Origin of the sequence: Actinopolymorpha sp. NPDC004070, assembly GCF_040610475.1 — a bacterium.
Classification (GTDB): Bacteria; Actinomycetota; Actinomycetes; order Propionibacteriales; family Actinopolymorphaceae; genus Actinopolymorpha.
This window is the reverse complement of sequence record NZ_JBEXMJ010000006.1, coordinates 101,377-126,646: the sequence shown is the minus strand read 5'-3', so window position 1 is coordinate 126,646 and position 25,270 is coordinate 101,377. Positions and strand designations below refer to the sequence as shown.

Annotated in this window: 22 protein-coding genes; 9 read left to right on the top strand and 13 right to left on the bottom strand. The window is 71.7% G+C overall.

Annotated elements, in window-relative coordinates:
* Window positions 1-49: 49 nt before the first annotated feature.
* Window positions 50-799, bottom strand: a complete 750-nt coding sequence (locus tag ABZV93_RS13105; RefSeq protein ID WP_354934291.1) for an ABC transporter permease — start codon at window positions 797-799, stop codon at window positions 50-52.
* A gap of 16 nt (window positions 800-815) precedes the next feature.
* Here ABZV93_RS13105 and ABZV93_RS13100 point away from each other — a divergent pair, with 16 nt between their 5' ends.
* Complete coding sequence (locus ABZV93_RS13100; protein WP_354934288.1) at window positions 816-1,553, top strand: GNAT family protein; 738 nt, start codon at window positions 816-818, stop codon at window positions 1,551-1,553.
* A 165-nt stretch (window positions 1,554-1,718) separates the two neighbouring features.
* Entirely contained in the window at window positions 1,719-3,335 is a 1,617-nt protein-coding gene (locus ABZV93_RS13095; protein ID WP_354934285.1) for an extracellular solute-binding protein, read from the top strand.
* Between the two features lie 78 nt (window positions 3,336-3,413).
* Here ABZV93_RS13095 and ABZV93_RS13090 read toward each other — a convergent pair whose 3' ends face one another.
* The 4 genes from ABZV93_RS13090 to ABZV93_RS13075 form a co-directional block, all read right to left on the bottom strand.
* Window positions 3,414-3,641, bottom strand: coding sequence for a hypothetical protein (locus tag ABZV93_RS13090; protein ID WP_354934282.1), 228 nt, complete (start codon window positions 3,639-3,641; stop codon window positions 3,414-3,416).
* A 41-nt stretch (window positions 3,642-3,682) separates the two neighbouring features.
* Window positions 3,683-3,898: a hypothetical protein gene (locus tag ABZV93_RS13085; protein ID WP_354934827.1), complete on the bottom strand. Its 216-nt coding sequence runs from the start codon at window positions 3,896-3,898 to the stop codon at window positions 3,683-3,685.
* Window positions 3,899-3,975: 77 nt separating this feature from the next.
* The gene (locus tag ABZV93_RS13080) at window positions 3,976-4,461 is read right to left on the bottom strand and encodes a helix-turn-helix transcriptional regulator (protein ID WP_354934279.1); all 486 of its coding nucleotides are present in this window, start codon (window positions 4,459-4,461) and stop codon (window positions 3,976-3,978) included.
* Window positions 4,385-4,849, bottom strand: coding sequence for a hypothetical protein (locus ABZV93_RS13075; protein WP_354934276.1), 465 nt, complete (start codon window positions 4,847-4,849; stop codon window positions 4,385-4,387). Before ABZV93_RS13075 ends, ABZV93_RS13080 begins: the two co-directional genes overlap by 77 nt.
* Before the next feature lie 220 nt (window positions 4,850-5,069).
* Between ABZV93_RS13075 and ABZV93_RS13070 the strand changes: the two genes are divergently transcribed.
* Window positions 5,070-5,858 carry an SDR family oxidoreductase gene (locus ABZV93_RS13070; RefSeq protein ID WP_354934273.1) on the top strand — a complete coding sequence of 263 codons (789 nt, stop codon included), beginning with the start codon at window positions 5,070-5,072 and terminating at the stop codon, window positions 5,856-5,858.
* Between the two features lie 63 nt (window positions 5,859-5,921).
* The gene (locus ABZV93_RS13065) at window positions 5,922-8,594 is read left to right on the top strand and encodes a bifunctional GNAT family N-acetyltransferase/acetate--CoA ligase family protein (protein ID WP_354934270.1); all 2,673 of its coding nucleotides are present in this window, start codon (window positions 5,922-5,924) and stop codon (window positions 8,592-8,594) included.
* Between the two features lie 110 nt (window positions 8,595-8,704).
* Here the strand turns inward: ABZV93_RS13065 and ABZV93_RS13060 are convergent, their stop codons facing one another.
* A complete protein-coding gene (locus ABZV93_RS13060) occupies window positions 8,705-9,700 on the bottom strand; it encodes a Gfo/Idh/MocA family oxidoreductase (protein WP_354934267.1) in 996 nt (331 codons plus the stop codon).
* Between the two features lie 184 nt (window positions 9,701-9,884).
* On the bottom strand, window positions 9,885-10,886 hold the full coding sequence (locus ABZV93_RS13055) for a Gfo/Idh/MocA family oxidoreductase (RefSeq protein WP_354934264.1): 1,002 nt from the start codon (window positions 10,884-10,886) through the stop codon (window positions 9,885-9,887).
* 441 nt (window positions 10,887-11,327) lie between these two features.
* Here ABZV93_RS13055 and uvrA point away from each other — a divergent pair, with 441 nt between their 5' ends.
* The 4 genes from uvrA (at window position 11,328) to ABZV93_RS13035 (ending at window position 17,618) form a co-directional block, all read left to right on the top strand.
* Window positions 11,328-14,477, top strand: a complete 3,150-nt coding sequence (uvrA, locus tag ABZV93_RS13050; protein ID WP_354934261.1) for an excinuclease ABC subunit UvrA — start codon at window positions 11,328-11,330, stop codon at window positions 14,475-14,477.
* Between the two features lie 85 nt (window positions 14,478-14,562).
* Window positions 14,563-15,207 carry a nitroreductase family protein gene (locus ABZV93_RS13045; protein ID WP_354934258.1) on the top strand — a complete coding sequence of 215 codons (645 nt, stop codon included), beginning with the start codon at window positions 14,563-14,565 and terminating at the stop codon, window positions 15,205-15,207.
* Window positions 15,208-15,375: 168 nt separating this feature from the next.
* Window positions 15,376-16,779 carry a selenium-binding protein SBP56-related protein gene (locus ABZV93_RS13040; protein WP_354934255.1) on the top strand — a complete coding sequence of 468 codons (1,404 nt, stop codon included), beginning with the start codon at window positions 15,376-15,378 and terminating at the stop codon, window positions 16,777-16,779.
* Between the two features lie 149 nt (window positions 16,780-16,928).
* Window positions 16,929-17,618 carry a hypothetical protein gene (locus tag ABZV93_RS13035; RefSeq protein ID WP_354934252.1) on the top strand — a complete coding sequence of 230 codons (690 nt, stop codon included), beginning with the start codon at window positions 16,929-16,931 and terminating at the stop codon, window positions 17,616-17,618.
* Window positions 17,619-17,728: 110 nt separating this feature from the next.
* On the opposite strand, the gene ABZV93_RS13030 is transcribed toward ABZV93_RS13035, so the two are convergent.
* The 4 genes from ABZV93_RS13030 to ABZV93_RS13015 all read right to left on the bottom strand — a co-directional run bounded on the left by ABZV93_RS13030 (window position 17,729) and on the right by ABZV93_RS13015 (window position 22,360).
* Window positions 17,729-19,069 (bottom strand): MFS transporter, encoded by a 1,341-nt coding sequence (locus ABZV93_RS13030; RefSeq protein WP_354934249.1) that lies wholly within the window; start codon window positions 19,067-19,069, stop codon window positions 17,729-17,731.
* Window positions 19,070-19,379: 310 nt separating this feature from the next.
* Window positions 19,380-20,432, bottom strand: a complete 1,053-nt coding sequence (locus ABZV93_RS13025; RefSeq protein WP_354934246.1) for a Gfo/Idh/MocA family oxidoreductase — start codon at window positions 20,430-20,432, stop codon at window positions 19,380-19,382.
* Between the two features lie 164 nt (window positions 20,433-20,596).
* The gene (locus tag ABZV93_RS13020) at window positions 20,597-21,517 is read right to left on the bottom strand and encodes a hypothetical protein (protein ID WP_354934243.1); all 921 of its coding nucleotides are present in this window, start codon (window positions 21,515-21,517) and stop codon (window positions 20,597-20,599) included.
* A gap of 9 nt (window positions 21,518-21,526) precedes the next feature.
* On the bottom strand, window positions 21,527-22,360 hold the full coding sequence (locus tag ABZV93_RS13015; RefSeq protein WP_354934240.1) for a helix-turn-helix domain-containing protein: 834 nt from the start codon (window positions 22,358-22,360) through the stop codon (window positions 21,527-21,529).
* 173 nt (window positions 22,361-22,533) lie between these two features.
* Here ABZV93_RS13015 and ABZV93_RS13010 point away from each other — a divergent pair, with 173 nt between their 5' ends.
* A complete protein-coding gene (locus ABZV93_RS13010) occupies window positions 22,534-23,946 on the top strand; it encodes a hypothetical protein (RefSeq protein ID WP_354934237.1) in 1,413 nt (470 codons plus the stop codon).
* 25 nt (window positions 23,947-23,971) lie between these two features.
* Here the strand turns inward: ABZV93_RS13010 and ABZV93_RS13005 are convergent, their stop codons facing one another.
* Complete coding sequence (locus ABZV93_RS13005; protein ID WP_354934234.1) at window positions 23,972-24,730, bottom strand: methyltransferase domain-containing protein; 759 nt, start codon at window positions 24,728-24,730, stop codon at window positions 23,972-23,974.
* A gap of 78 nt (window positions 24,731-24,808) precedes the next feature.
* On the bottom strand, window positions 24,809-25,261 hold the full coding sequence (locus ABZV93_RS13000; RefSeq protein ID WP_354934231.1) for an NUDIX hydrolase: 453 nt from the start codon (window positions 25,259-25,261) through the stop codon (window positions 24,809-24,811).
* Between the last annotated feature and the right edge of the window lie 9 nt (window positions 25,262-25,270).

Below are 25,270 nucleotides of genomic sequence, written 5' to 3'. Positions count from 1 at the left end.
ACACAGCGACTCGCGGGCGGTGGCCGCGCGTCCTGCGCCCGCCGGTCGGTCAGGGCGCCGGCCGGGGGAACGGCGCGGCCGCCGCGACGAGCTCGGTGACCAGCACGATCGAGGCCGCCTCCACCGCGAGCAGGCACACCAGCACGACCAGCTGGAACGCCGCCGCCCGCAGCGGCGGGGCGCCGCCGAGCACCATGCCCACGAACGTCCCGGGCAGGGTCACCAGGCCGACCGTCCGGGTCTGGTCGAGCGCGGGCAGCAGCGCGTCCGCCCCGGCCCGGCCGGCGATCTCGCGGTACGCCTGCCGCGGGGTCAGCCCGATGGTCATCGCCGCCTCGACCTCGCCCCAGCGGCCGCGGAGCTCGGCCAGCACCCGTCGGCCGGCGAGCGTGGTGGCCGACATCGCCCCACCGACGAGGATGCCGCCGAGGGGCAGCAGGGTGGCCGGGTTCGCCGGGACGCTGCGGGTCAGCAGGAGGAGGACGAGGACCGGTACCGCGGGTACGACGATCGCGGCACCCGCCCGTGCCCAGGCGCCCGGAAGGCCGCGGAGCCGGCGGGCGCTGGTGAGGGTCGCGACCCCGGCCATCAGGGCGAGGAAGGCGAGCGTCCCGGCGTACGACGAAAGCGCGAAGCCGACCACCAGCCCCACCGCGGCGAGCTGGACGATCGCGCGGCCGACGGCGAGCGGGAGGGCACGCTGGTGGCCCAGGCCGCCGAGCCTCGACAGCAACGCGGCGAGGCCGGCCAGGACCGGGAGAAGTACGAGGGTCGTGGGACCCAGCCCGACGGAGTGCATGGGACAGGATGGACCCGTGACTGCGGACACCCGACCACCAGGTCCCCCCGAGCGCCCCACGGAGCGACCCCCGGCCCGCCCGCCGGACACCGCGCTGGTCGACGGCAGTGCGCTGGGCGACCTGTTGGCCCGCGCGGAACGCGGCGGGTGGCCGCCCCCCGACGGCACCGTCCGGGTGCTTCCGCAACCGCCCGGACGGACCGCGGCGGTGGTCGCCTTCACCGCGCACACCGTGGTCGTCGCGGACGTGACACCGGAGTGGGTGCGCGCTGTGCTCCACGGCACCGAAGGCGTCGACCACACCGACCTGGGTGCGCCGATGAAGCCGGCGTTCCTGTCCGCCCTGGCCGCGCACACGGGCCGCCGGGTCGGCGTGCTCGACCAGCTGATGCTGGCCGGCCCGCTGCCCGGCCCGCCGCCGCTGCGGCTGACGGAGGTCACCGACTCCGACCATCCCCGCGTACGCCGGGCACACCGTTACCGCGACGACGTACGCGTGTACGGAACCGACGGCGGACTCGTCCTGGTCGGCCGCGGGCTCGCCGGCCGATGCGAGCTGGCGTTCGAGGTCGAGCCCGACCGGCAGGGCAGGGGGCTCGGCCGGTCGCTGGCCCGCGCGGCACGCCACATGCTGCCCCCGGGCGCGGGCGCGGTGTGGGCCCAGGTGTCGCCGGGCAACGCCGCCTCGGTCCGGACGCTGCTGGCGGCCGGTTACCGCCCGGCCGGCGCCGAGGTCCTGTTCCTCGCCCGGTGAGGTCGTGCAGGGGCCGAGACACGAGGCTCGTGCGCGACAACCGGTACGGCCCGCCGCCCGCCGTGACGGACACAAATCCGGTCGCTCGCCCGGGCTCGGAGTTTCCGGCCGGGCGGAGGAGGCCCACCGGTAGTGTGGGCGCCGGAACCGTCAGGGAGGCAGTGCATGTCCGGCTCGAGTAGGCGCGCCTTCTTGCTGCGTTCGCTGGCCCTCGGGGTGTCCGCTCCCACGGTGGCGTCCGTGCTGACCGGCTGCACGGGTGACGACGGACGGCCGTTCGGCAATCCCGCGACCCGCCGGCGCGCCGACGACGCCGCGCGCTACCGCGGGCACATCACCGTTGCCCCGTTGGAGAATCCGCCGAAGGCGGCGCAGGAGGCGCTGACCCGGGCCTACCGCGAGCACCAGCCGGACGTGCGGATCTCCTGGCAGACCAAGGACTACACCGACACCGACTCCTACGCACGCTGGCTGGACACCCAGCTGTCGGCCAACCGGGTCGGGCCGGACATCGTCACCAGCGGCTACGCGCCGGACTTCCGCGGCTTCGTCGACTTCAACGAGTACCGCGCGCAGGTCAACCCCTACACCGGCCAGCCCTGGGAGAAGGACTACGCGTTCGAAAAGTACCGCGAGCTCACCGCCGAGGGCACCCGGCCGCAGCTCGGCACCGACCAGGCGCACCTGTTGTGGTACTACAACAAGGAGATCTTCGCCGCGGCCAACGTCAGCCCGCCGAAGAACTGGCGCGAGGTGATCGAGGTCAGCTCGAAGCTCAAGAAGGCCGGTCACATCCCGCTGTCGACGAACTTCGACTACATCCTTCCCGGCTGGATCTGCTCGGTCTACTTCGACCAGTACCACCCCTCCTGGTCCACCGCGGCGCGCTCGCAGCCGGGCGACTGGAACTGGAACCCCGAACTCGACGGCGACTTCGACTACGACGCCAACGACCCGGCCCTGCACGCGAAGTACACCTACAGCGCCCAGCGCTTCTACCAGGCGCTGAAGGCCAAGACGGTGCGGTTCGACACACCGGCGATGGTCGAGCTGGTCACCAACCTGATCAGGGTCTTCCCGCAGTACTCCAACGGCGACTTCTTCGCCTACACCGACCAGTACCTCCCGTTCGTCCAGGGCAAGGCCGCGATGCTCGTGGACGGATCGTGGTCACTGACCCTGCTGCACAAGGACCTCCAGTCGCTGACGGAGAGCCGCGCCGAGAAGCTCGGGATCAAGGCCGGGAAGCTGGAGCCGTTCGACTGGGACGTCTTCGAGTTCCCGCCGATGGAGGGGCCGCTGGTGGAGTCGCGGCCGCGTCCGCCCGAAGGCACCACGGGCTACCACCTCGGGGTGGTGGAGAAGGAGCCTCAGCACACCGAGATGGTGATGGACTTCCTGATGTTCTGGCTGTCCAAGCCGGGCTACACCGCCTTTCTGCAGGGCACGTCCGACGCGCACGAGCTGGCGCCGGCCGGCCCGCCGATGGTGAACGGCATCGAGTACCCCCGAGAGGTCAGCGACCTGCTCGGGAAGATCCAGCAGAAGGGGATCGTCGGCCCGGCGTACGGCAGTTTCTGGGTCAACGGACCAGGCGGCGGACGCGCGACGCAGATCCTGCAGGCGCTGTTCACCAACGTGCTGCAGCGCCGCACACCGCCGCAGGAGTACGCCACCCAGGTGCAGAAGACGATCGAGCACCACTTCGCCGACATCCTGGCGAACACCGGCCTCACCGAGGCCGACGTGGCCAACCCGGCGCGACGGCCGCGTTCGGTCTGACACTTCTGCTCGGGGGTTCTTCCGGCACCGGCGGGCGCCGAGGTCGCCCGGGGCGGTTCGGGAACGTACGAGCCGGCGCTACCGGGCGCGCTCGGCGGCGAGGTCGACGAACTGGTCGCGCGGCTCGCCCGCGGCCGCGCTCACGGCGGAGGGGCCGGGTCCGGGGCGGCGCGGCTCGCGTACCCCGGCGGGTGGTGGGCCCGCGTCCGGCGGCCCGCCCGGTCCGCCCGGCCCGGGCGGCAACGGTGTCCGGCGCCGTCGCAGCCGGGAGAGCAGACCCCCGCGCCGGCGCGCGGGACGCCCCACGCCGCGGGACCGTGGTCGGGACCGTCCGGACATCGTTCCCCCTACGTACGTTTGCGTCTGAGCAGACCGGTGCGGCCGGCGAAACGCTTGTGGACCGCCTGGCGGCTGACTCCCAGCGCGGCGGCGATGACCTCCCAGGAGCAGCCCTGGACCCGGGCCCGGCGGACCTGGATCTCGGTCTCGGCGTCGAGTTGGCGTTCGAGCGCCGCGATCTGGCCCAGCGCCTCGAGTGGGTCCTTCGCCCGGATGGTGTCCACGAGTGTGTCCGGCACGTTGTCAATCTAGGTTGACAACGTGCGGTTGTCAACCAAAGTTGGCAGACGAGGGAGCGGCCCTAGGCGCCGGCGCGCAGGGCGGCGAGTTCACCGCGGGAGCTGATGCCGAGCTTCGGGTACGCCTTGTAGAGGTGGTACGCCACGGTCCGCGGGCTGAGGTAGAGGCGGGCGGCGATGTCCCGGTTGGACAGCCCGCCGGCGGCGAGCTCGGTGATCTGCAGCTCCTGCGGCGTGAGCCGTGCACCGGCGTCACCGGCCGCGCCGCGGGGTCCGGCGTGCGGGGCGGGCCCGGAGTCCCCGGCGGGTGCGGAGGAGGCGACAGATGCGGCGGCCGCGGAGTCTCCGGCGGCGCCGAGTTCGGCTCGCGCCCGCTCGGCCCAAGGCCGTGCGCCGATCTCCTCGAACGTCCGCAGGGCGCTCGCCAGCCGCCCGCGCGCGTCGCTTCGGCGCCGCCCTCGCCGCAGCCACTCACCGAACGACAGCTCGGTCCGCGCGCGGTCGAACGCCCACCAGGGTGACCAGCCGGTCGAACGCGGCCTGCACACGGCCGTACCCGAGATCGAGCAGGGCCAGGGCCGCGTGCGCCGTCGCGAGCCCGGCCAGCGAGCCGTTCGGCGCGGAGCGGCCGACGCCGGCAGCCTCGGCGTACTCCCGGCACGGCGCCTCGTCGCCCTTGACGGCGGCGAGGTGGGCCAGGGCGCCCGCGGTGTAGCTCTCCCAGAGCGGCTGGTCGGTGTCGCGGGCGATTCGCATGCCCTCGTCCCCGCTCACCAGCGCGTCCCGGTGCCGGCCGAGCAGGGCGTGGGTCAAGGTGGCGTAGCCGAGTCCGGCTGGCAGCGCCGACAGCATCCCCCGGCCGCGGGCGTCGGCGACCAGGCCGGCCGCGATGTCGACCTCCTCGTCCCGGCCGAGGACGAAGGCGCGGGAGGCCACCTCGACCAGGGCACGGGGACCGGCCTCGGCGGCGGCCGACCGGGCTCGCGCGAGTACCGGTGGGCGGGCGAACAGGAGTACGGCGTACGGAAGTACTGGCGTACGGAAGTACTGATGCCGGTACGGATTCGGTGGTGCGCGTACGTCCCTAGTGTCGGTGTCAGTCGGCGAATGCCCGGCGAGACACCGCGAACCTCACGTACGAATCGGAGCAAGGCACATGCTGCTGGAGAACAAGACCGCGATCATCTACGGCGCCGGCGGGTCGATCGGCGCGGCGACGGCCACCACGTTCGCCCGCGAGGGCGCCCGGGTCTTCCTCGCAGGACGTACCCGCGACAGCCTGGAGCGGGTGGCCAAGGAGATCTCCGCCGCGGGAGGTCAGGCCGACGTCGCCGTCGTCGACGCGCTGGACGAGGGCGCGGTCGACGAGCACGTCCGGGCCGTGGTCGCCCGGGCCGGCAGCGTGGACGTGTCCTTCAACCTCGTACCGGGAGGCGACGTACAGGGAATCCCGCTGGTCGACATGACGACGGCCGACCTTCTGCGCGCTGTCAACACACGCTTGACAACGAACTTCGTCACCGCCCGCGCGGCCGCCAGGCACATGGTCACCCAGGGGTCCGGTACGATCCTCGCGCTGAACAGCGGCTCGTCGCACGGCAGCCCGATGATGGGCAGCACCGGTCCGGCCGACGCGGCCACCGACACCTTCGTCCGCAACCTGGCCGCGGAGATCGGGCCGCAGGGTGTGCGGGTGGTCGGCATCTGGACGGCCGGGCTGCCGGAGACGTTCAGCCGGGAGAAGCTGAACGCCGTTAACCCCGGCATGCAGCTGGACGAGGAGGCGTTCGCCGGCCTGCTGGCGCAACTGCACCAGATGCGGATGACCCGGCGCTCCCCGCGGCTGGCCGAGGTGGCCGGTACGGCGGCGTTCCTGGCCTCGGACCTGGCCGGGGCGATCACGGGCACGTTCGTCAACGTCACCAGCGGGATGTTCATGAGCTGAACCGAACCGTGACCGGACCCCGACCGGACGGGGGTCGAAGGGACCGCGGCTACATTCGTCCCTGTGACCGCCGAGCTGCCGTACCCCGCCCGCTGGGAGGCCGACGTCGTGCTCCGCGACGGCGGCACGGCCCTCCTGCGGCCGATCCGGCCCGACGACGCCGACCTGCTGGTGTCCTTCTACGCACGCGTGTCCGACGAATCGAAGTACTACCGGTTCTTCGCGCCCTACCCCCACCTGTCCGACCGCGACGTCGAACGCTTCACCCAGGTCGACCACCGCGACCGGGTGGCGTTCATCCTGACCGTCGGCGACGAGATGATCGCCGTGGCCCGCTACGACCGGATCGGCCCCCGGGAGGCGGAGGCGGCGTTCCTGGTACAGGACGCCCACCAGGGCCGGGGAGTGGGCAGTGTCCTGCTCGAGCACCTCGCCCAGGCCGCGCGGGAGAACGGCATCGAGAAGTTCACCGCCGAGGTGCTCCCGGAGAACCGCCGGATGGCCGTGGTCTTCCGCGAGGCGGGCTATCAGGTGACCGGCGACATGGAGGACGGCGTCGTCACGTTCGCGCTGGAGATCGAGCCCACCGCGATGAGCATGGCGGTGATGGGTGCCCGCGAGCACCGGGCCGAGGCGCGCTCGGTGGAGCGCCTGCTCACCCCGAGGTCGATCGCGGTGGTCGGCGCCAGCCGGTCGCGGGACAAGGTGGGCCAGGCGCTGGTGCGCAACCTGGTGCTCGGCGGCTTCACCGGGCCGGTGTACGCCGTGAACCCGACCGCGCGGGCGGTGGCCGGCGTGCCGGCGTACGGCAGCGTGCTCGACGTCCCGGGCGAGATCGACCTTGCCGTGGTGGCCGTACCCGCCGACGCCGTCCGTGACGTGGTGATCGACTGCGCCGCCAAGGGTGTGCACGGGCTGATCGTCGTCTCCAGCGGTTTCGCCGAGACCGGGCGCGAGGGACGCGAACGTCAACGCCAGCTTGCGCGGCTGGCGAGGGCGTACGGCCTGCGGGTGATCGGGCCGAGCGCGCTCGGCGTCATCAACACCGCGCCGGACCTGTGCCTGAACGCGTCCCTGTCACCGGTGGTCCCGGCGCGCGGCGCGGTCGGCTTCTTCTGCCAGTCCGGCGAGCTCGGCTCGGTCATCCTGGAGACGGTCGCCCGGCGCGGCCTCGGCCTGTCGACGTTCGTGTCCGCGGGCAACCGCGCCGACGTGTCCGGCAACGACCTCATGCAGTACTGGGGCGAGGACGCGGCCACCGAGGTGGTGCTGCTGTTCCTGGAGTCGATCGGCAACCCGCGGAAGTTCAGCCGGGTGGCCCGCAGACTCGCGCAGACCAAGCCGGTGGTGGCGGTGCGGTCCGGCCGGTTCACCCAGGGCGTGCCGATCGGCCACACGGTGCACCGTACGACCGTGCCGCAAGCCGCGGTTGACGCGATGTTCCGGCAGGCCGGTGTGATCCTGGTGGACACCCTGGACGCGATGCTCGACGTCGCCCAGGTGCTCGCCTACCAACCGCTGCCGGCCGGCGACGACCTCGCCATCGTCGGCAACTCCGACTCCCTCGGGATGCTGGCCGCCGACTCCGCCGCGGAGGCCGGGCTGACCGTCGTCCGCCAGGCCGGTGCGCTGCCGCCCGACGCCACCGCCGAGGACTTCGAACGCGCGCTGGGCGAGGTGGTCCACGACGGGGAGGTCGACTCGGTCCTCGCCGTGTGGGTCTCCCCGGTCGACCGCGACGGCGCCGACGTGGCCGAGGTGATCGCCCGGGTGGCGGGGGAGAGCACCAAGCCGGTGGTGGTGACGTTCCTCGGCAGCCAGGGCGTACCCGAACCCCTGCGCCGCTACGACGAGAACGGCGTGGCGGTCCGCGGGTCCGTACCCTCCTACCCCTCGCCGGACGCCGGCGTGCGCGCGCTGGCCAAGGTGACCGCGTACGCGAAATGGCGGGCCAGCCCGCGCGGGCGGATCCCCCCGCTGGAAGGCATCGACGACGACCGCGCCCGGTCCATCGTCGCGAACGTGCTGGCCGACCGGCCCGACGGCGGCGACGTCGAGGACAAGGACCTGGACGACCTGCTGTCCTGCTACGGCATCGACATCTGGCCGGCGTACCCCGTCGGGTCCGCCGACGAGGCGGTCGGCACCGCCGGGCGGCTCGGCTGGAACGTCGTCCTCAAGGCGACCGCGCCGCACCTTCGCCAGCGCCCCGACATGGCCGACGTGTGGCGCAACATCGACACCGAGGCGGAGATGCGGGACGCCTGGGCGACGATGGCGGGCACCATGGGCAAGCCGGAGCGGGCCGGGTTCGTGGTGCAGCAGATGGCCGCGCCGGGCGTACCCGTGGTGATCGGGTGCGCGGAGGACCAGATGTTCGGCCCGATCGTGTCGTTCGGCCTCGCGGGCGTGGCCACCGACCTGCTCGGCGACCTGGCCTACCGCATCCCGCCGCTGACCGACGTCGACGCGGCGGAGATGGTCCGGGAGGTGCGCGCGGCTCCCCTGCTGTTCGGCCACCGGGGAGGCGAGCACGCCGACGTCGCCGCGCTGGAGGACCTGCTGCACCGGGTGGCCCGGCTGGCGCAGGACCTGCCGGAGGTGGTGACCGCCTACCTCCAGCCGGTGCTGGCCCGCCCCAGCGGACTCACTGTGCTCGGCGCGCGGGTGCAGGTGGTCCCGGTCGAGCCGCAGGCCCGCACCGACTGGTACGCCCGCCGGCTCACCCGGCTCTGACGCCGGGGAGGCCCGGTTACGGGTTCCGGACGCGACGAGGCCCGGCACCGCGCTCGCGCGGGCCGGGCCTCGTTCGGTTCTACGTCGCGTACCTCGGTACGCCGTTCAGATCACAGGTCGGCGAGGGTGACGACCCGCTTCTCCTTCACCGAGGCGTACGCGCCGAGGATGACCTTCAGCACGTGCACACCCTCGACCTCGGTGTTGATCGGCCGGCGCTTGTCGGTGACGCAGGTGATGAAGTCGGCGATCTCCGCGGAGAACGCGTGCACCTCCGGGAACTCCACCGTCGTGAGCTGGCCGTCGATGGTGCGGTGGTTCAGGGTCCTGCCGTCGCTCCACAGCGTGCCCTTCTCCGCCACCACGGAGAACTTCTCGGTCACCGCCGCCGGCTGGTAGGCCCAGCTGGTGACGATGGTCCCCACGCTGCCGTCGGCGAAGCGCACCATGACCTGGGCGGAGTCCTCGCCCTCCATCTCCAGCCGGTGCCGGCTGGTCATCGCCACGACCTCCGACGGCTCGGCGGTGGCCAGGTGGAGCAGGAGGTACGTCGGGTGGTAGCCGGTGTCGATCAGCTCACCGCCACCGGCGGTCTGCAGGCTGCCGCGCCAGCCCATGTCGGCGTTCAGGCCGCGGTTGAAGAAGCTGTCGGTGGTCCGCAGCTCGTAGACCTTGCCGAGCGCACCGCTCTGGATGAGCTCGCGGGCCTTCGCCACCGGCGGCATGAACAACTGGTTGTGCGCGCACATGAGTGTCACGCCGTTGGCCTTGACCGCCTGGGTGATCTTGGCGGCCTCGTCGGTGGTGATGCACAGCGGCTTCTCGCACAGGATGTGCTTGCCGGCCTCGGCGGCGGCAAGGATCGCGTCCGCGTGCAGGTGGTGCGGGAGGCAGATGTCGACCGCGTCGACACCCGCGGTGGCGATCAGGTCGCGGTAGTCGGAGAAGACCTGCGCGCCGCCCACCTGCTCGGCGCGGGTGCGGGCGTTCTCCTCGACCACGTCGGCGACCGCGGTCACCTTCGCCCGGTCGGGGATTTCGAGGTAGCCACGGACGTGCGGGTTGGAGATGCCGCCACAGCCGATGAGCCCGACGTTCACGGTCATTGGGGAGATCCTCCTGGTAGCAACTGCGGGTTGACGCGCGGTCCCGGCCGGTCGGAGGTGCCACAGGGTCTCCGGCGGTCAGGATGTACGGGATCTCGGCGACGTTGCCGATCTCCGCTCGTCCGGACGGTCGTCCGGGTCAGCTCGGGGTCAGGTGGGGGGGTCTGGTCAGGTCGTACGATGCTCAGCCGGTCACGCTGTCGATGCGTACCGGCCCGTCGACGGCGACCGAGTGGTTCGCGGCCTCCATCAGCCGGGTGAGGTCCACGCCCATCTCGACGTTGGCGGTCGGCCGGGTGCCCTCGCCGATGTGCCGGACCCACTGCTCGAACGCGTCCGGCTCGTTGTCGGGGACGGGAAGCTCGACCCACTTCTCGCCGCCCTCGTGCCCGGGGCTGCGCACCAGCAGCTTCTGGTCGGGCGTACCGAACAGCAAGCTGCCCTTCGTACCGTGGATCTCGATGCTGAAGGGGGAGTACGTCGTGGCGAAGCCGGCCTCGACGACGCCGAGCGCGCCGCTCGGGTAGCGGAGCACGGCGACCGCGTTGTCCTCGACCTGGCGTCCGGTGACGTGGCCGTAGCTCGCGCTCACCGACTCCGGCATGGCGCCGAGGAACAGCCGGGTGAGGTACATCGGGTGGCAACCGAGGTCGATCAGCGCGCCGCCGCCGCACTGCTCGGGGTCGTAGAAGTGCTCCGGCAGCCAGCCCTCGCCGACCGCGCCGCCGTGGGAGAGCCGGGTGCGGACGACCGCGAGGTCACCGAGGTGGCCTCCGTCCAGCACCTCCTGGATCGCCTTGGTGTAGCCGTGGTAGAGCCTGGGCAGCGAGAGGATCAGCGCCACGCCCGCCTTGTCGACCTCGGCGAGGATCTCGTTGCACTCGCGAACGGTGAGGGCGAGCACCTTCTCGGTGAAGATGTGCTTGCCGGCCCGCGCGGCGGCGCTGATCACCTCGGGGTGGATGTTGGTCGGCGTGTCCACGATCACCGCGTCCACGTCGTCGCGGGCGAGGACGTCGGCGAGGTTCTCGTGGAAGGGGACACCCAGCTTGTCCGCCTCGGCCCGGCCGCGTGCCGGGTCCTCGTCCCAGGCGGCCACGATCTCCGTGCCCGGGTGTTCCTGGGCCTGGCGGGCGTAGCCGAGGGCGTGGACGTGCCAGAAGCTGAGCATGGCGATACGAATCATCGAAACCCATTCTGTACGGGGACGAGCAGGCCGAGCCGGGCACGAACCGGATCTTCGACCCGGTTGACGGTGATCGGAACCGATGCGACGCCTCGGCGGTTATTTTGCGGTTCCGACCATTCTTTCGGGGTGCGCCGGGGGCAAGTCCAACCCGGAGGGGGATACCGGCCCCGTGTGGCCGCACATGGCCAGGCGAGGAAGACTCGGGGTGAGCGCGTGTGACGGAACGAGGCGGCCGCGAGGGCTTGTCGGAGGACTTGTCGGTGGGCGGGGCTAGCATGGCCAAGCCTTGACAAAACCCACTCACCGACCGGCCGGCCGAGGCCCGCACCGGTCCGCTGACCTGCTGATTCGATCACCGGCACGCACGCCAGACAGACCCCGATCGATCACAGACCGACCACAGACCACCAATCCCGCTGCCGAGGACGGAACCGCCACGTGTCCGACCAGCTGATCATCCGCGGTGCCCGCGAGCATAACCTCAAGGACGTGTCCCTGGAGTTGCCGCGTGACGCCCTCATCGTCTTCACCGGCCTGTCCGGGTCGGGCAAGTCGAGCCTCGCGTTCGACACGATCTTCGCCGAGGGCCAGCGCCGCTACGTCGAGTCGCTGTCGGCCTACGCCCGGCAGTTCCTCGGCCAGATGGACAAGCCCGACGTCGACTTCATCGAGGGTCTGTCTCCCGCGGTCTCCATCGACCAGAAGTCCACCTCCCGCAACCCCAGGTCCACGGTCGGCACGATCACCGAGGTCTACGACTACCTCCGGCTTCTCTACGCCCGGATCGGCCACCCGCACTGCCCGGTGTGCGGGCGCCCCATCGCCCGGCAGACACCGCAACAGATCGTCGACCGGGTGCTGGAGTTCGACGAGGGCACCCGCTTCCAGGTGCTCGCACCGCTGGTGCGCGGCCGCAAGGGCGAATACGCCGACCTGTTCCGTCAGCTCACCACCCAGGGCTACTCGCGGGTCCGGGTCGACGGCGAGGTGTATCCGCTGGGCGAGGTGCCCAAGCTCGACAAGCAGCGCAAGCACACCATCGAGGTCGTTGTCGACCGGCTCGGGCTGAAGAGCTCGGCCAAGCGGCGGCTGAACGACTCCATCGAGACCGCGCTGCACCTCGGCGGCGGGCTGGTCACCCTCGACTTCGTCGACCTGCCGGAGAACGACCCCCACCGCGAGCGGGTCTGGTCGGAGCACCTGTACTGCCCCGACGACGACCTGTCCTTCGAGGAGCTCGAGCCCCGGTCGTTCTCGTTCAACTCTCCCTACGGTGCCTGCCCGGACTGCACCGGCCTGGGCACCCGGATGGAGGTCGACCCCGACCTGGTGGTGCCCGACCCGACGAAGAGCCTGGACGAGGGCGCGCTGGCACCGTGGGCGGGTGCGCACGTCACCGACTACTTCGGTCGGCTGATCGAGGCGCTGTCCACCACCATCGGGTTCCGCACCGACACCCCGTTCGAGCGCCTGCCGGCGAAGGTCCGCAAGGCGCTGCTGCACGGCTACCCCGACCAGGTGCACGTCCGCTACCGCAACCGCTACGGCCGCGAGCGTTCGTACTACACCACCTACGAGGGGGTGATCTCCTACGTCTCCCGCCGGCACTCCGAGGCGGAGTCCGACTCCAGCCGGGAGCGGTTCGAGGGCTACATGCGCGAGGTGGCCTGCCCGACCTGCCAGGGCTCGCGGCTGAAGCCGATCTCGCTCGCCGTGACGATCGGCGACCGGTCCATCGCAGAGGCGTCCTCCCTCCCGATCGGCGACGTCGCGGAGTTCCTGCGCGGCCTGGAGCTCAGCCCGCGCGAGAAGCAGATCGCCGAGCGGGTGCTCAAGGAGATCGGCGAGCGGCTGCGGTTCCTGCTCGACGTCGGGCTGGACTACCTCACCCTCGACCGGCCCTCCGGCTCGCTGTCCGGCGGTGAGGCGCAGCGCATCCGGCTGGCGACCCAGATCGGGTCCGGGCTGGTCGGCGTTCTGTACGTGCTGGACGAGCCGTCCATCGGCCTGCACCAGCGCGACAACCACCGGCTGATCGAGACCCTGGTGCGGCTCCGCGACATCGGCAACACCCTGATCGTGGTGGAGCACGACGAGGACACCATCCGCACCGCCGACTGGGTGGTCGACATCGGCCCGGGTGCCGGCGAGCACGGCGGCCAGGTGGTGCACACCGGCTCGGTCCAGGAGCTGTACGACCACCCCGACTCGATGACCGGGCAGTACCTCTCCGGCCGCCGGTCGATCCCCATCCCCGACCTGCGCCGCCCGATCGACCCGAAGCGGCAGATCACCGTGCACAAGGCGTGGGAGCACAACCTCCGCGACGTCACGGTGTCGTTCCCGCTCGGCACGTTCATCGCGGTCACCGGCGTGTCCGGCTCGGGGAAGTCGACCCTGGTCAACGACATCCTCTACACCTCGCTCGCCAAGCAGATCTACGGCGCGCGTGAGGTGCCCGGCCGGCACCAGAAGATCACCGGCACCGACAACATCGACAAGGTGATCCACGTCGACCAGTCGCCGATCGGCCGCACACCGCGGTCCAACCCGGCCACCTACACCGGCGTGTTCGACCACATCCGCCGGCTGTTCGCGGAGACGCCGGAGGCGAAGATCCGCGGCTACCTGCCGGGCCGGTTCTCGTTCAACGTCAAGGGCGGGCGCTGTGAGGCGTGCTCCGGCGACGGCACGATCAAGATCGAGATGAACTTCCTGCCGGACGTCTACGTCCCCTGCGAGGTGTGTCACGGCGCCCGGTACAACCGGGAGACCCTCGAGGTCCACTACAAGAACAAGACGATCTCCGAGGTCCTCGACATGCCGATCGAGGAGGCGCTGGACTTCTTCGAGGCCATCCCGGCGATCTCGCGGCACCTGCGCACGCTGGTCGACGTGGGCCTGGGTTACGTCCGGATGGGTCAGTCCGCACCCACGTTGTCCGGTGGCGAGGCGCAGCGGGTCAAGCTCGCGTCGGAGCTGCAGAAGCGGTCGACCGGGCGCACGCTGTACGTCCTGGACGAGCCGACCACCGGGCTGCACTTCGAGGACATCCGCAAGCTGCTCGGGGTGCTCGGCAGGCTGGTCGACCAGGGCAACACCGTGATCGTGATCGAGCACAACCTCGACGTGATCAAGACCGCCGACTGGCTGATCGACCTCGGTCCGGAGGGCGGCAACCGCGGCGGTGAGGTGATTGCCGAGGGGACGCCGGAGGAGATCGCCGCCGACGACACCAGCTACACGGGGCAGTTCCTGCGACACGTGCTGCCCGCCTCGTCGGTCGACGCGGGCAGGGGGTCGGTGCGGGCGGCGTCCGCGGCGAGCCGGTCCACCGGCGCCGCCCGCGGCACCACCACGTCGACGGCCACCAAGGCCGCCTCCAAGACCGCGACGAAGTCGACGGCGACCAAGGCCGCCACCGCAAAGGCGACGGCTTCCAAGGCGGCCGCAGGTAAGTCGACCGGCGCCCGCAAGGCGACGAAGAAGGCGGCCCCCGCCGCCAAGCCCGCGGCGGGTGCCCGGAAGACGGCAACCGTGAAGAAGGCTCCGGCGGCGAAGAAGGCGGCAAAGACCAGGAGGGCGTAGGAAGGCGGGAGGCACGTCCGGCCGGGCGCCGCGCCACCACGGCGCGGGGCCGGACGATCACTTGGCCGTCGGTAGGGTCGAACGCATGTCTGCACCCATCGACACCCAGGCCACCGACCACCTGCTCACCACCACCCGGGCGGTCCGCAGGCGACTCGACCTCGACCGCCCGGTGCCGCGGGAGGTGCTGCTGGACTGTCTCCGGCTCGCGATCCAGGCGCCGACCGGCAGCAACCAGCAGGGCTGGCGCTGGGTGATCGTGACGGACCAGGACAAGCGCGCCCGGCTGGGCGAGCTCTACCGCTCCGGCGGCGCCGCCTACATGCGCGCCGTCGGCCAGGCGGAGTCGCGCGGCGCCCAGCAGGACCGCGTGCAGGATTCGGCTCGCTACCTCATGGAGGTCATCGACCGGGTCCCCGCGCTGGTCATCCCGTGCATCGAGGGGCGCATCACCGACGTCCGGCACGCCGCCGGCTTCTTCGGCTCGATCCACCCGGCCATCTGGAGCTTCCAGCTCGCGCTGCGCTCGCGCGGCCTCGGCTCGGCGTGGACGTCGTTCCACCTCGCCCACGAGGAGGAGACCGCGGAGCTGCTTGGCATTCCGCCCGACGTCACCCAGGCCGCCCTGCTGCCGGTCGCCTACACCATCGGCGCCGACTTCAAGCCGGCGAAGCGCCGCCCGGTCGAGGAGATCACCTACTGGGACAGCTGGGGCCACCTGGAGAAGTGAGCCCGGGTCACGCCGTGGCGACTGTTGCCCGGCGGTCGCGCGGCGTGACAAGGTTGCCGGGTCGCCGGAGTCGGGACGGGCGCTGTTCCACCTCGCTGTCACGGCTCGCTGGTCCGACGCGTTTGTCTGCGCCTCGTTTGTCTGTCTCGTCCGACAGGAGTGGTCGACGTGCCGCGGTTCACCCCGGACCCGACGTTCTATCCCTCGCCGCGTGACGCGGCCGCCGCACCGGTGGAGAAGCTCGCCTACGTCGCGGCGTTCGCCCGTCCGGCCGACAAGCCCGACGCGCTGGCCGTGCTCGACGTCGACGAGACCTCCGCCACCTACGGCGAGGTGGTCGGCTGGACGGAGCTGCCGAACCTCGGGGACGAGGTGCACCACTTCGGCTGGAACGCTTGCAGCAGCGCGCTGTGCCCGACGGCGGCGCACCCCCACGTCGAACGCCGCTATCTCATCGTCCCCGGAATCCGCTCGTCCCGGATCTACGTCATCGACACCCGCGACGACCCGACCAGCCCGCGAGTCGTCAAGGTGCTGGAGGCCGACGAACTCGGCAAGCGGGCCGGTTACTCCCGCCCCCACACCATCCACTGCGGGCCGGAGGGCATCTACGTGTCCGCGCTCGGCGGCCACGGCGAGGAGGGGCCGGGCGGGGTCGCGATCCTGGACCACACCACGTTCGAGGTGCGTGGGCCCTGGGAGTCCGACCGCGGCGACCAGTACCTCGCCTACGACCTGTGGTGGCACATCGGCCACGACGTCGCGGTGACCAGTGAGTGGGGCACGCCGTCGATGATCGAGAACGGCGTGGTTCCCGAGCTCCTGCTGGCCAACAAGTACGGCCATCGGCTGCACTTCTGGGACCTGCGCAGACGACGCAACATCCAGACCGTCGACCTCGGCGCGCAGCACCAGATGGCGCTGGAGCTGCGGCCCGCCCACGACCCGAGGAAGCAGTACGGCTTCGTCGGCGTGGTGGTGAGCACGGAGGACCTGTCCGCGTCGGTCTGGCTGTGGACGCGTGAAGGTTCTGCGTTCGCGGTGCGGAAGGTGATCGAGATCCCGGCCGAGCCGGCGGACGCAGCCGACCTGCCGCCCGCCCTGCAGCCGTTCGGTGCGGTGCCGCCGCTCGTGACCGACATCGACCTGTCGGTCGACGACCGGTTCCTGTACGTCTCGGCCTGGGGGACGGGGGAGTTGCTGCAGTACGACGTCACCGACCCCGAGCATCCGCGGAAGACGGGATCGGTCCGGCTCGGAGGTGTCGTCCGGCGTACGCCACATCCCGCCGCGCCGGAACTCGCGCTGTCCGGCGGTCCGCAGATGGTGGAGGTCAGCCGCGACGGCGCCCGGGTGTACGTCTCGAACTCCCTCTACGGCGCGTGGGACGACCAGTTCTATCCCGACGGCGTGGGCGCCTGGGTGGCCAAGCTCGACGTCGACCCGCGCACCGGTGGGCTGACCCCGGACGAGCGGTTCTTCCCGCACGACTCGGACTTCCGGGGCCGCCGGGTGCACCAGATCCGGCTGCAGGGCGGCGACGCCTCGTCGGACTCCTACTGCTTCCCCTGATGACGGCCTGTTCCGGTGCCTGAGTCGATGCCTGCTGTGATGCCGTCCCCGATGTCTGCTCCGGTGCCGCCCCTGCTGCCGAACCTGCCGAGGAGTGCCGCCGCCGACGACCGTCGGGCCGCACTGATCGCCGTCGTCGCGATGACCAGATGACACTGGGAACGACCCTGGCCCTGGCAGGCCTCGGCGCCTTCCACGGACTCAACCCCGCCATGGGGTGGCTGCTGGCGGTGGCGATCGGGCTGCAGGAACGCAGCCGATGGGCGATGGCGCGCTCGCTGGCCCCGATCGGTGCCGGACACCTCGCCTCGATCGCCGCGGTCGCGGTGGCGGTGACGGTTGGTGCGTCCACCTGGACGACCCGGGTGGTGGCCGTCGCGGGCGGTGTGGCGCTGGTCGGCATGGGAACGTGGCGGCTGCTGTCCAAGCGTCACTTCGCCTGGGTGGGGATGCGGCTGTCCGCCTGGCAGTTGGCGTCGTGGTCGTTCCTGATGGCGTCGGTGCACGGCGCCGGCCTGATGCTCGTACCCGTCCTGGCCTCCGGCGGACGTGCGGGTCCGGTGCCTCACCTGGGGCACGCCACGGCAACGGAGCCGGCGGTCTCGGCTGCCGGCTCCGCTCAGCGCACCGCTGGCCTGGGGGAGGCAGCGGTGCACGGCCTGCTGGCGGCCGGTGTGCACACCGCGGCCATGCTCGCGGTCGGCGCGGTGATCGCGTTCGTGGTCTACCAGTTCGTCGGCCTTGCCATCCTGCGAACGGCCTGGATCAACCTCGACCTGATCTGGGCGGTGGCGCTGCTGGCCGCCGGACTCCTCACCCTGGTGGGTGTACTGGTCTGACGCCCGGTCAGTCGGTGCGGTCAGCTGGGCCGGTCGGTGTGGCCGGTCGGTGAGACCGGACAGGGCCCGGGCAGGCCCTGTCCGGACATCCGGTTCATCCGGCCATCCGCTCAGCGGCGGGCAGGCAGCGGGGGCAGCGGTTCGGCCTTTCCGACGATGAACGCGTAGGTGAAGGCACCGATCACGGCGATGATGGCCGCCACCAGGAACGACGGCAGGTAGTTGCCCTCGTACATGTCCAGCAGGACGCCCATGACGTACGGGCTGATGATGCCGGCGATGTTGGACGCGAAGTTCTGGATCCCGCCGATCGAGGCGACGTGCCGGGAACTCGGCGCGACGTCGCCGGGCAGCGACCAGATGCCGGTGGCGGCGACCGCCAGGCTCGTGTAGGAGAAGGCCAGGAACACCAGGGCCAGATAGATCGACGTCGCCATCGCGGCGAACACGATGACCGCCCCGCCAAGCAGGCCGCCCACCATGACCGTCTTGCGCACGCGGGTGACGTCGGCACCCCGCTGGACCGCCCGGTCACCGAGCCGTCCGGCCAGCCAGCCGAGCAGCACCGCGCAGATGCCGGGCACCATGCCGAGCGTGCCCATCTGTGCCAGGTCCATCCCGCGGGCGTCCTTGAGGTAGGTCGGGAACCACGTGAGGAAGAAGTAGATGACGAAGTTCAGGCAGAAGAAGCCGAGCATCATCCCGCGCACCGTGCGGTAGCGGAACAGCGAACGCCACTTGACCTGTGGCGCGTCGGCGTCGTCGGTCTCGTCCAGTCGGGCGCCGTTGGCCAGGATGTACTCGCGCTCCAGGTCGTTGGCGCGGGGGTGCTCGGTGGGGTCGCGGTAGAAGCGGTACCAGACGCACGCCCAGATCACGCCCACCACGCCGAGCACGATGAACGAGAAGTGCCAGCTGACCAGGGCGATCAGACCGGTGACGATGGGCAGCGCGAGAGTGTTTCCGACCCGCGACCCGGAGTCGACGACCGCTGCGGCGAAGGCGCGCTCGTGCCGGGGAAACCAGCGGGAGTTGGCCTTCGTGGCCGCCGGGTAGGCCGGGCTCTCACCGGCGCCGAGCAGGAAGCGCACCGCGAACAGCGACCAGAAGCCGCGGGCGAGGGAGGTGAGGATGGTGAAGATCGACCACCACACCGCCGCGAACGTCAGGGCCCGCCGTGGCCCGGCCCGGTCGGCGAACCAGCCCGCGAGCAGCATGAACCCGTCGTACGCCCAGAAGAACGCTCCGAAGATCAGTCCCTGCTGGGCGTGGCTGAGCTCGATGTGCATGCTGTCCTGCATGAACGGCAGCGCCACCGCGAGGTTCGCCCGGTCGAGGTAGTTGAGCGTCAGTCCGGCGAACGCGATCCACAAGACCATGTAGCGCGCCCGGCTGGCGCCGGCGGGCGGCTTGGGGGCCGTCTCCGTTCTCTGCTGCGAAGACGTGGCCATGCATCCTCCGAACTTCCGTACGGACACTCGAGCGCTGTCGCGCAGATTCAGCTGACCATCAGATGAACCAAAGGAAAGCGGCCGCCATTCTGGATCCTGTCGCGGGGCGCCCGTCAACCAGGCGACGCTCAGGCGGAAGAAAACCTGACCGAATGTGGACGGAATGTAGTCAAAGAGAGGTAAAGAAGGAACTCCTCCGGGCGATCAGGCCCGAAGGAGGTCCAACGCCGCTCCGGTGGTGGGGCCGCCCTCGTGATCGAGGTCGGCCCCACGAGATCGGTTCAGCCCGTGCGGTCGGTGCGGGTTCGGATCAGTCCTTGCCCCAGGTCACCTTCTCCACCTGGCCGGACACCACCGAACGTGCCGCCGTCTCGGCCAGCGCGAGACTGGCCAGGTTGCGGCGCCCGGAGCTCTCCGGCTCCTCGCCGGCCTCGATGGCACGGGCGAACTCCGCCAGCGATCCCGCCCGGCCGATGTAGGGCACGTCGAGCATCGTCACCGGCTCGGCGGTACGGCCGTCGTCGCCGCGCCGGGTCACCCGGATGTCGTCGCCCTCGGCCGAGCCCGCGGGCCCGTCCCGGCCCGTCCAGTAGATCTCGCCGTCCTCGCACTCCAGGTGCCACACACCCGACCAGGGCGTGGGCTCACCCGAGCTCACCCAGCTGCCGCGGTAGCTGACCACGCTGCCCCCGTCGAAGGCGACGGTGAGTACGGCCGATGCCTCCTCCTTGAACCGGCTCCACGGCGGGTCGGTGACCTGCGCGTACACCGACACCGGGTCCTGGCCGAGAACCAGCCGCATCAGGTCGAAGTGGTGGATCGCCATGTCGTACAGCAGCGGATGGACGAGCCGGTAGTGGCGGTGGCCCGCTTCCGGCGCGCTGTTTGCCCACTTGCGGAAGTCGATGTGGACCGTGCCCAGCCGGCCGAGCGCCTGGTCGGCGACCAGCCGGGCGGCGGTGCGGGCAGCGGGGTAGAAGCGGTAGTTCTGGCTCACCATCACGGTGCGGCCGGCCTCTTCCGCCGCGGCGAGCACCTCGTGCGCCTCGGCGACCGTGGGAGCGAACGGCTTCTCCACCAGCACGTGCTTGCCCGCGTGCAGCGCCTCGACCGCCAGCGGGACGTGTGCTCCGACCGTCGCGGTGACCAGCACCGCGTCCGCCTGCACCTTGTCCATCGCCTCACCCAGGGAGGTGAAGCACTGCTCCTCGGGTATTCCGGCTCGCTTGCGTGCCTTGGCCAGCGCGGCCGGATCGGCGTCGACGGCCGCGACGCGTTCGATGGTGGGTACGCGCGGAACGGCGTTGACCGCCCAGTCGCCGCCCCACCCGCCGATGCCTACATGAATCAACCGCAGTGCCACGGTGATGCGCTCCTCGTGTCGTCCGTCCGTCGAGCGGAGCAGCCGCCCGACCGGTCACTGGGCCTGCCAACGCGGGCAGCCCCTACGAGCCTGACGAGGAGTCGGTGCCCAGGGCGAGCCGATGCCCGATGGTGGCCAGCCGGGACGGCACGAGGAGGTAGCGGTCAGGCCCGGCCGTACGCCCTGAGTACGCGCAGTGCGCCGAGTGTGACGATCCCGCGCCACTCCCGGGTCGCCGTCTCACCCGGCGCGTCCCAGGAGATCGGCCAGCCGCCGTCGGCCTGCTGCGCCGCCGCGAGCGCGTCCAGATGCGCCTCCACGGCGTCGTCGGGGAAGAACCGTCGGCGAGGGCTGTCCGGGTGGGGTGCGAACTGCAGTGGCGTGAGGCCGTAGCCGCTGCCCGGCCACAGCTGGAACAACGCGAGCTCGCCCAGCCGGGCACCCAACGCGTCGTAGGCCGGCTCGGCGCGCCCGCGGTCGGGTTCGGTCTCCAGGAACCGGAGCACGCACAAAGCCGTGTGCGCGTCGGCCACCGCGGCGGGGTCCTCCAGCTGCCGCCAGCAGAACGCGGCGGAGTCCTCGACCCAGGGATGGTCGATCCCGAGCGCGCGGAACCGCCCGGCCAGCGCGGCGGTGGGATTGAGCCCGGCCGGGAACTCACCCGCGCCCCAGTGCTCGGCCCGCGCGTGGGCGGCCACCGTGGGCAGCACGATGGGTACGCCGCCGCCGTCCGTGGCCACCTTCGCGAGGTAGCCGCCGGTGTCGGCGAGCAGGTCGCGAGCCGGGTCCGGGTCTCCGGTGGCGACGGCGAGGCCGTCCAGCACGTCGAGGGCGAAGTCGGCGAACAGCGGCTGGCTGTCCGGAGTGCGGGCGTCCGGCTCGAGGGCGTGGCCGAAGCCGCCGTCGGGGTTGAGGTGGGCGCGCAGAGCGGCGATGACGGCGGGTGCGGCGGACCGGTCGGCGTCGAGGTGGACCTGGGCGAGTCGGCGTTCGAGGATCCGGCCCTCGGACCCGATGAAGGCCCGGGCCCGGTCGAAGTCCACCGCTGCCGAGGTGCCGGCCTGGGGATCGGTTGGCGAGGTCATGGCAGGAAGTTATCGTTCGGCGCCGACGCCCGCCTTGTACGAAACGGACGTCCTGCCCGAGCCCAGGTCGAGCCCAGGGTTACGCCTCGGATCCGGGCCGCGAGCCCGGGCCGGAGACGGCGTTCGGATCCAGGTGGGGCCGGGCCGGAGCAGGGCGCTCGGCGTGGCACCGGCCAGCCCCCGGCAGTCCCGGGCGAGGTGCGCCTGGTCGGTGTAACCGGCCGTGGCGGCGAGGTCGGCGAGCGTGGCCCCCGGGTGCAGCCGCGCAAGGTCCCGGACGCGTACCAGCCGGGCGACCCGGGCGAACATCGCCGGTCCGTAGCCCACCGCGGCGCTGAACCGCCGCCGGAACTGCCGCTCGCCCAGCGGGCGCCCCGCCAGGGCATCGTGGACCCGCCGCCCGCCCGCGCCCAGCACCCGCACCACGTGATCGACTTCCCGGTCCGCCTCGCGGATCCCCGAGCCGCCGAGCCGCCGAGCCACGATCTCGGTCAGGTGGCCCGGATCCTCGACCAGCCGCGCCGCTGCCCGCGCACCGGCCGCACCCCACAGGTCGGCGAGACCCACCCGCTGGTCCCGAAGCTCCTCAGCGGGCACGCCGAGAACCCGGGCTGCCCGCCCGATCTCGAACCGCAGTCCGTGCACGGGAGCGCCGAGGTCGTACGGCGACTCCCAGGGCCCGGTGTCGGGGCCGGCCACAATCACCTCGCCGGGCGCGACCACGATGTCCAGGCACCCGTCGGGAAGGATCGGCGAAGTGCCGCCGAACGACGACCGCCACAGGCAGCGCACATCGCCCGCGAGGGCGGCCGGTGCGGGAACCTCGGTGTACGTCGTGCTCACGGCCTCACGCTAACGCCGACCACCCCCAGGCCCCAGGGAGGCGGAGGCCCGCGCGGACCGGGCAACCTTCGCGGACCGCGTGGTCCGGCTGTACAGACAAGCTTGGTGGACCGCGTGGACCGCGTGGGCCGCCCGGGTCGGCGGCACCGGTCCGGATGAACCACACTGGGGCCATGGCTCTCCCCGGCTGGCTGTCCGACCCGATCCGAGGCCTGGTCCGTGGCCTGGGCGGAGACGGCGACCGGGCTCGCCCGCCGGACGCACACACCCGGTCGGCCGCGTTGGCCGCGCTCGGCGGGGACGGCTGCGCGGTGTGCCGGATCGCCTCCGAGGCCGGCCAGCGGTGGTTCTTCGCGTACGAGAACGACACCCGCGTCGATCTCGGCCTCCGCGAGCGCCTGGAACGCTCGTTCGGGTTCTGTGCGCCGCACACCCGGCACCTGCTCGACCTCGGTGCCTCGACCTCCTGGCTGGCCCGCTGGGTGTTCGCCGACGTGGCCCGGGCCGCGGTGGGTGCGCTGGCGGCGCCGGAACCGCCGGCGCCCGGGCCGTGCCCGGCGTGCGAGGCGGTCGAGCGGGCCGTACGGGACGCGGTGCGCAACCTCGCCTCCGGGCTGTTCGACCAGGACGTCCGTGACCTGCTGCTCGCCGGCGACGGCTTCTGCCGCGCCCACGGCCTGGAGATCCTGCGCCGCACGGGACGCGACCAGGCCCGGCTGGTGGCGATGATGCTGGACGAGCGGCTGAGCAAGGATCCGGTGACCGCCCGCGACGTGCTGGTCGGCACGCAGCCCGACGCCCCGCGGCGGCGCAGGCTTCGTGAACGCGCCGCCGCGAGCGTGCTCGCCGCGGAGGAGGCGGGCAGGACCGCCCGGCCACTGGGCGACGCCGACCTCGTACTGGACTGGCCGTGCTGCCCGATGTGTGCCGCCGGCCACCTGGTCGAGTGGCGTTACCTGCACTGGCTGGTCGACCTGTCCGCGGAGGAGGCAGCCGAGCTGCGCGGCGGTGCGACCCTGTGCGCGGAGCACCTGGCCGACCTGGCCGGGGTGCGGATCACCTCCGGTGACGTGGGCGCGGTCCGGATCACCGAGGACGGCCTCCTCGCCCCAGTGGCACAGGTGCTCGACCACGTGGCGCAGCTGTGGAGCAAGGACCTGCGCACGTTCGTCGGCCGCTCGGACGGTGCGTCCGCCGGCGCGGCACGGGCCGCCGCCGCGGAGGTCGGGCAGTGGATCCGCTGCCACCTGTGTGAACGGCGAACGGCGGCGGTCCAGCGCACCGAACGCCTGCTCGGGTTGGTCGCCGCCGACCCCGCGTACGCCGAGCGGCTGCGTGACGCACACGGTGTCTGCCTGCGGCACGGCCTGCGCACCCGGCTTCCGGCTGGGTGGCAGCAGTTGCTGCGGGCCCGGACCGGACTGCTCTGCTACGAGCTCGACGAGGCCGAACGCAAGGCGGGCTGGGACGCGCGGTGGGAGATCCGCGGTGCCGAGATGGCCGTCTGGCGGCGGGCGCCGTACCTCCTGGACGGCCAGGTGCTCGGCCCCGCGCTCCCGAACGTCGGCGACAGCAACCAGGGATGAGCACGCAGCGTCGTGCCGGCGCCGGTCAGAACACCGGTTTCGTGGCGTGCACCCGGATGCGGCGGTAGTCGATCCACCAGCGGCCGTCGCGGTAGAGGCTTCTGCGCATCGTCTCCTCGAGCTTGGCGAAGAACGCGGCCTGGTCGGGCACTTCGGCGATCAGGTCGGAGTAGAACATCCGCACCCAGTTGGCCAGGCCGTCCGGACCCTCCAGTGGGGTGGGACGGTCGAACAGCCAGGCGGCGTCGACCTGAAGCTCGCCCCTGTCCTCCAGCAGGAAGGCGTATTCACCGATGGTCGGGAAGTACCACCGGCGACCGGTCGAGGAGATGTCGAGCCCAACCCTGGTCAGGCCGACGCCGACCTCGATCTTGGCGATGTTGCCGTGTCCTCCGAACTCGGTGACGAACCGGCCGCCGGGCCGCAGCGCGCGGGCGATCGACTCGGTGGCGGCGACCTGATCGGTGACCCAGTGCAGGGTGGCGTTGCTGAAGACCGCGTCGAACTCCGCGTGGTAGTCGAGCGCGCAGACGTCGGCCACCTCGAACGGATGGTCGGGATACTTCTCCCGGGCGCGCGCGACCATCTCCGGGCTGGCGTCGACCCCGATCGCGTCGACGCCGCGGGCGCGCAGTGCCGCCACGTGGTCGCCGGTGCCCGAGCCGACGTCGAGGACGCGCTCGCCGGGCTGGGCGTCGAGGAGATCCAGGGCCTCACCGCCCCGGGCAGCGACGAAGCCGTGCTTGCCGTCGTACAGATCTGCGTTCCACTTCACCGTGGTCATGGGAGGAACCTACTCCTGGAAGTCCATCATGCGAGACTCAAATCTCGCCATTCGGTCAAGGGTCGAAAGGGGAAGCCGTCAGCTCAGGTGGCGCAACGCAGGAATCGCCAAGCCCACTTGGCGATCCGCGTGGAGGCTGGCCAGCGGGTGCCAGGCGACGGCTGTGATCACCTGGGCGTCCGCGGCGAGCTCGGGATCGAAGCCCGGCGTCGCGACCGCCGCGGAATCCACCTTCACCAGGAAGCAGGTCTCCGTCGCCGGCACGCCGTCGATCGTTCGATGGCGCCGAACATAGAGCAGCCCGCCGACAGCCCCGATGAGCCCGGTTTCCTCGCGTACCTCACGGAGTACGGCCTCCTCGAGGGTCTCGCCTTCCTCGACACCTCCACCGGGCAGCGTCCAGTACGCGCGGGTGCTCTCCACGTGCCGGACCATCAGCACCTTCGGTGCGGCCGCGTCGCGGAGAATCACCGCGCACACCCGCCGGCGCCCCGGTTCGGGATCCGGCAGAAGGTCGTCGTGCTCGGCCACGGGCGAGGT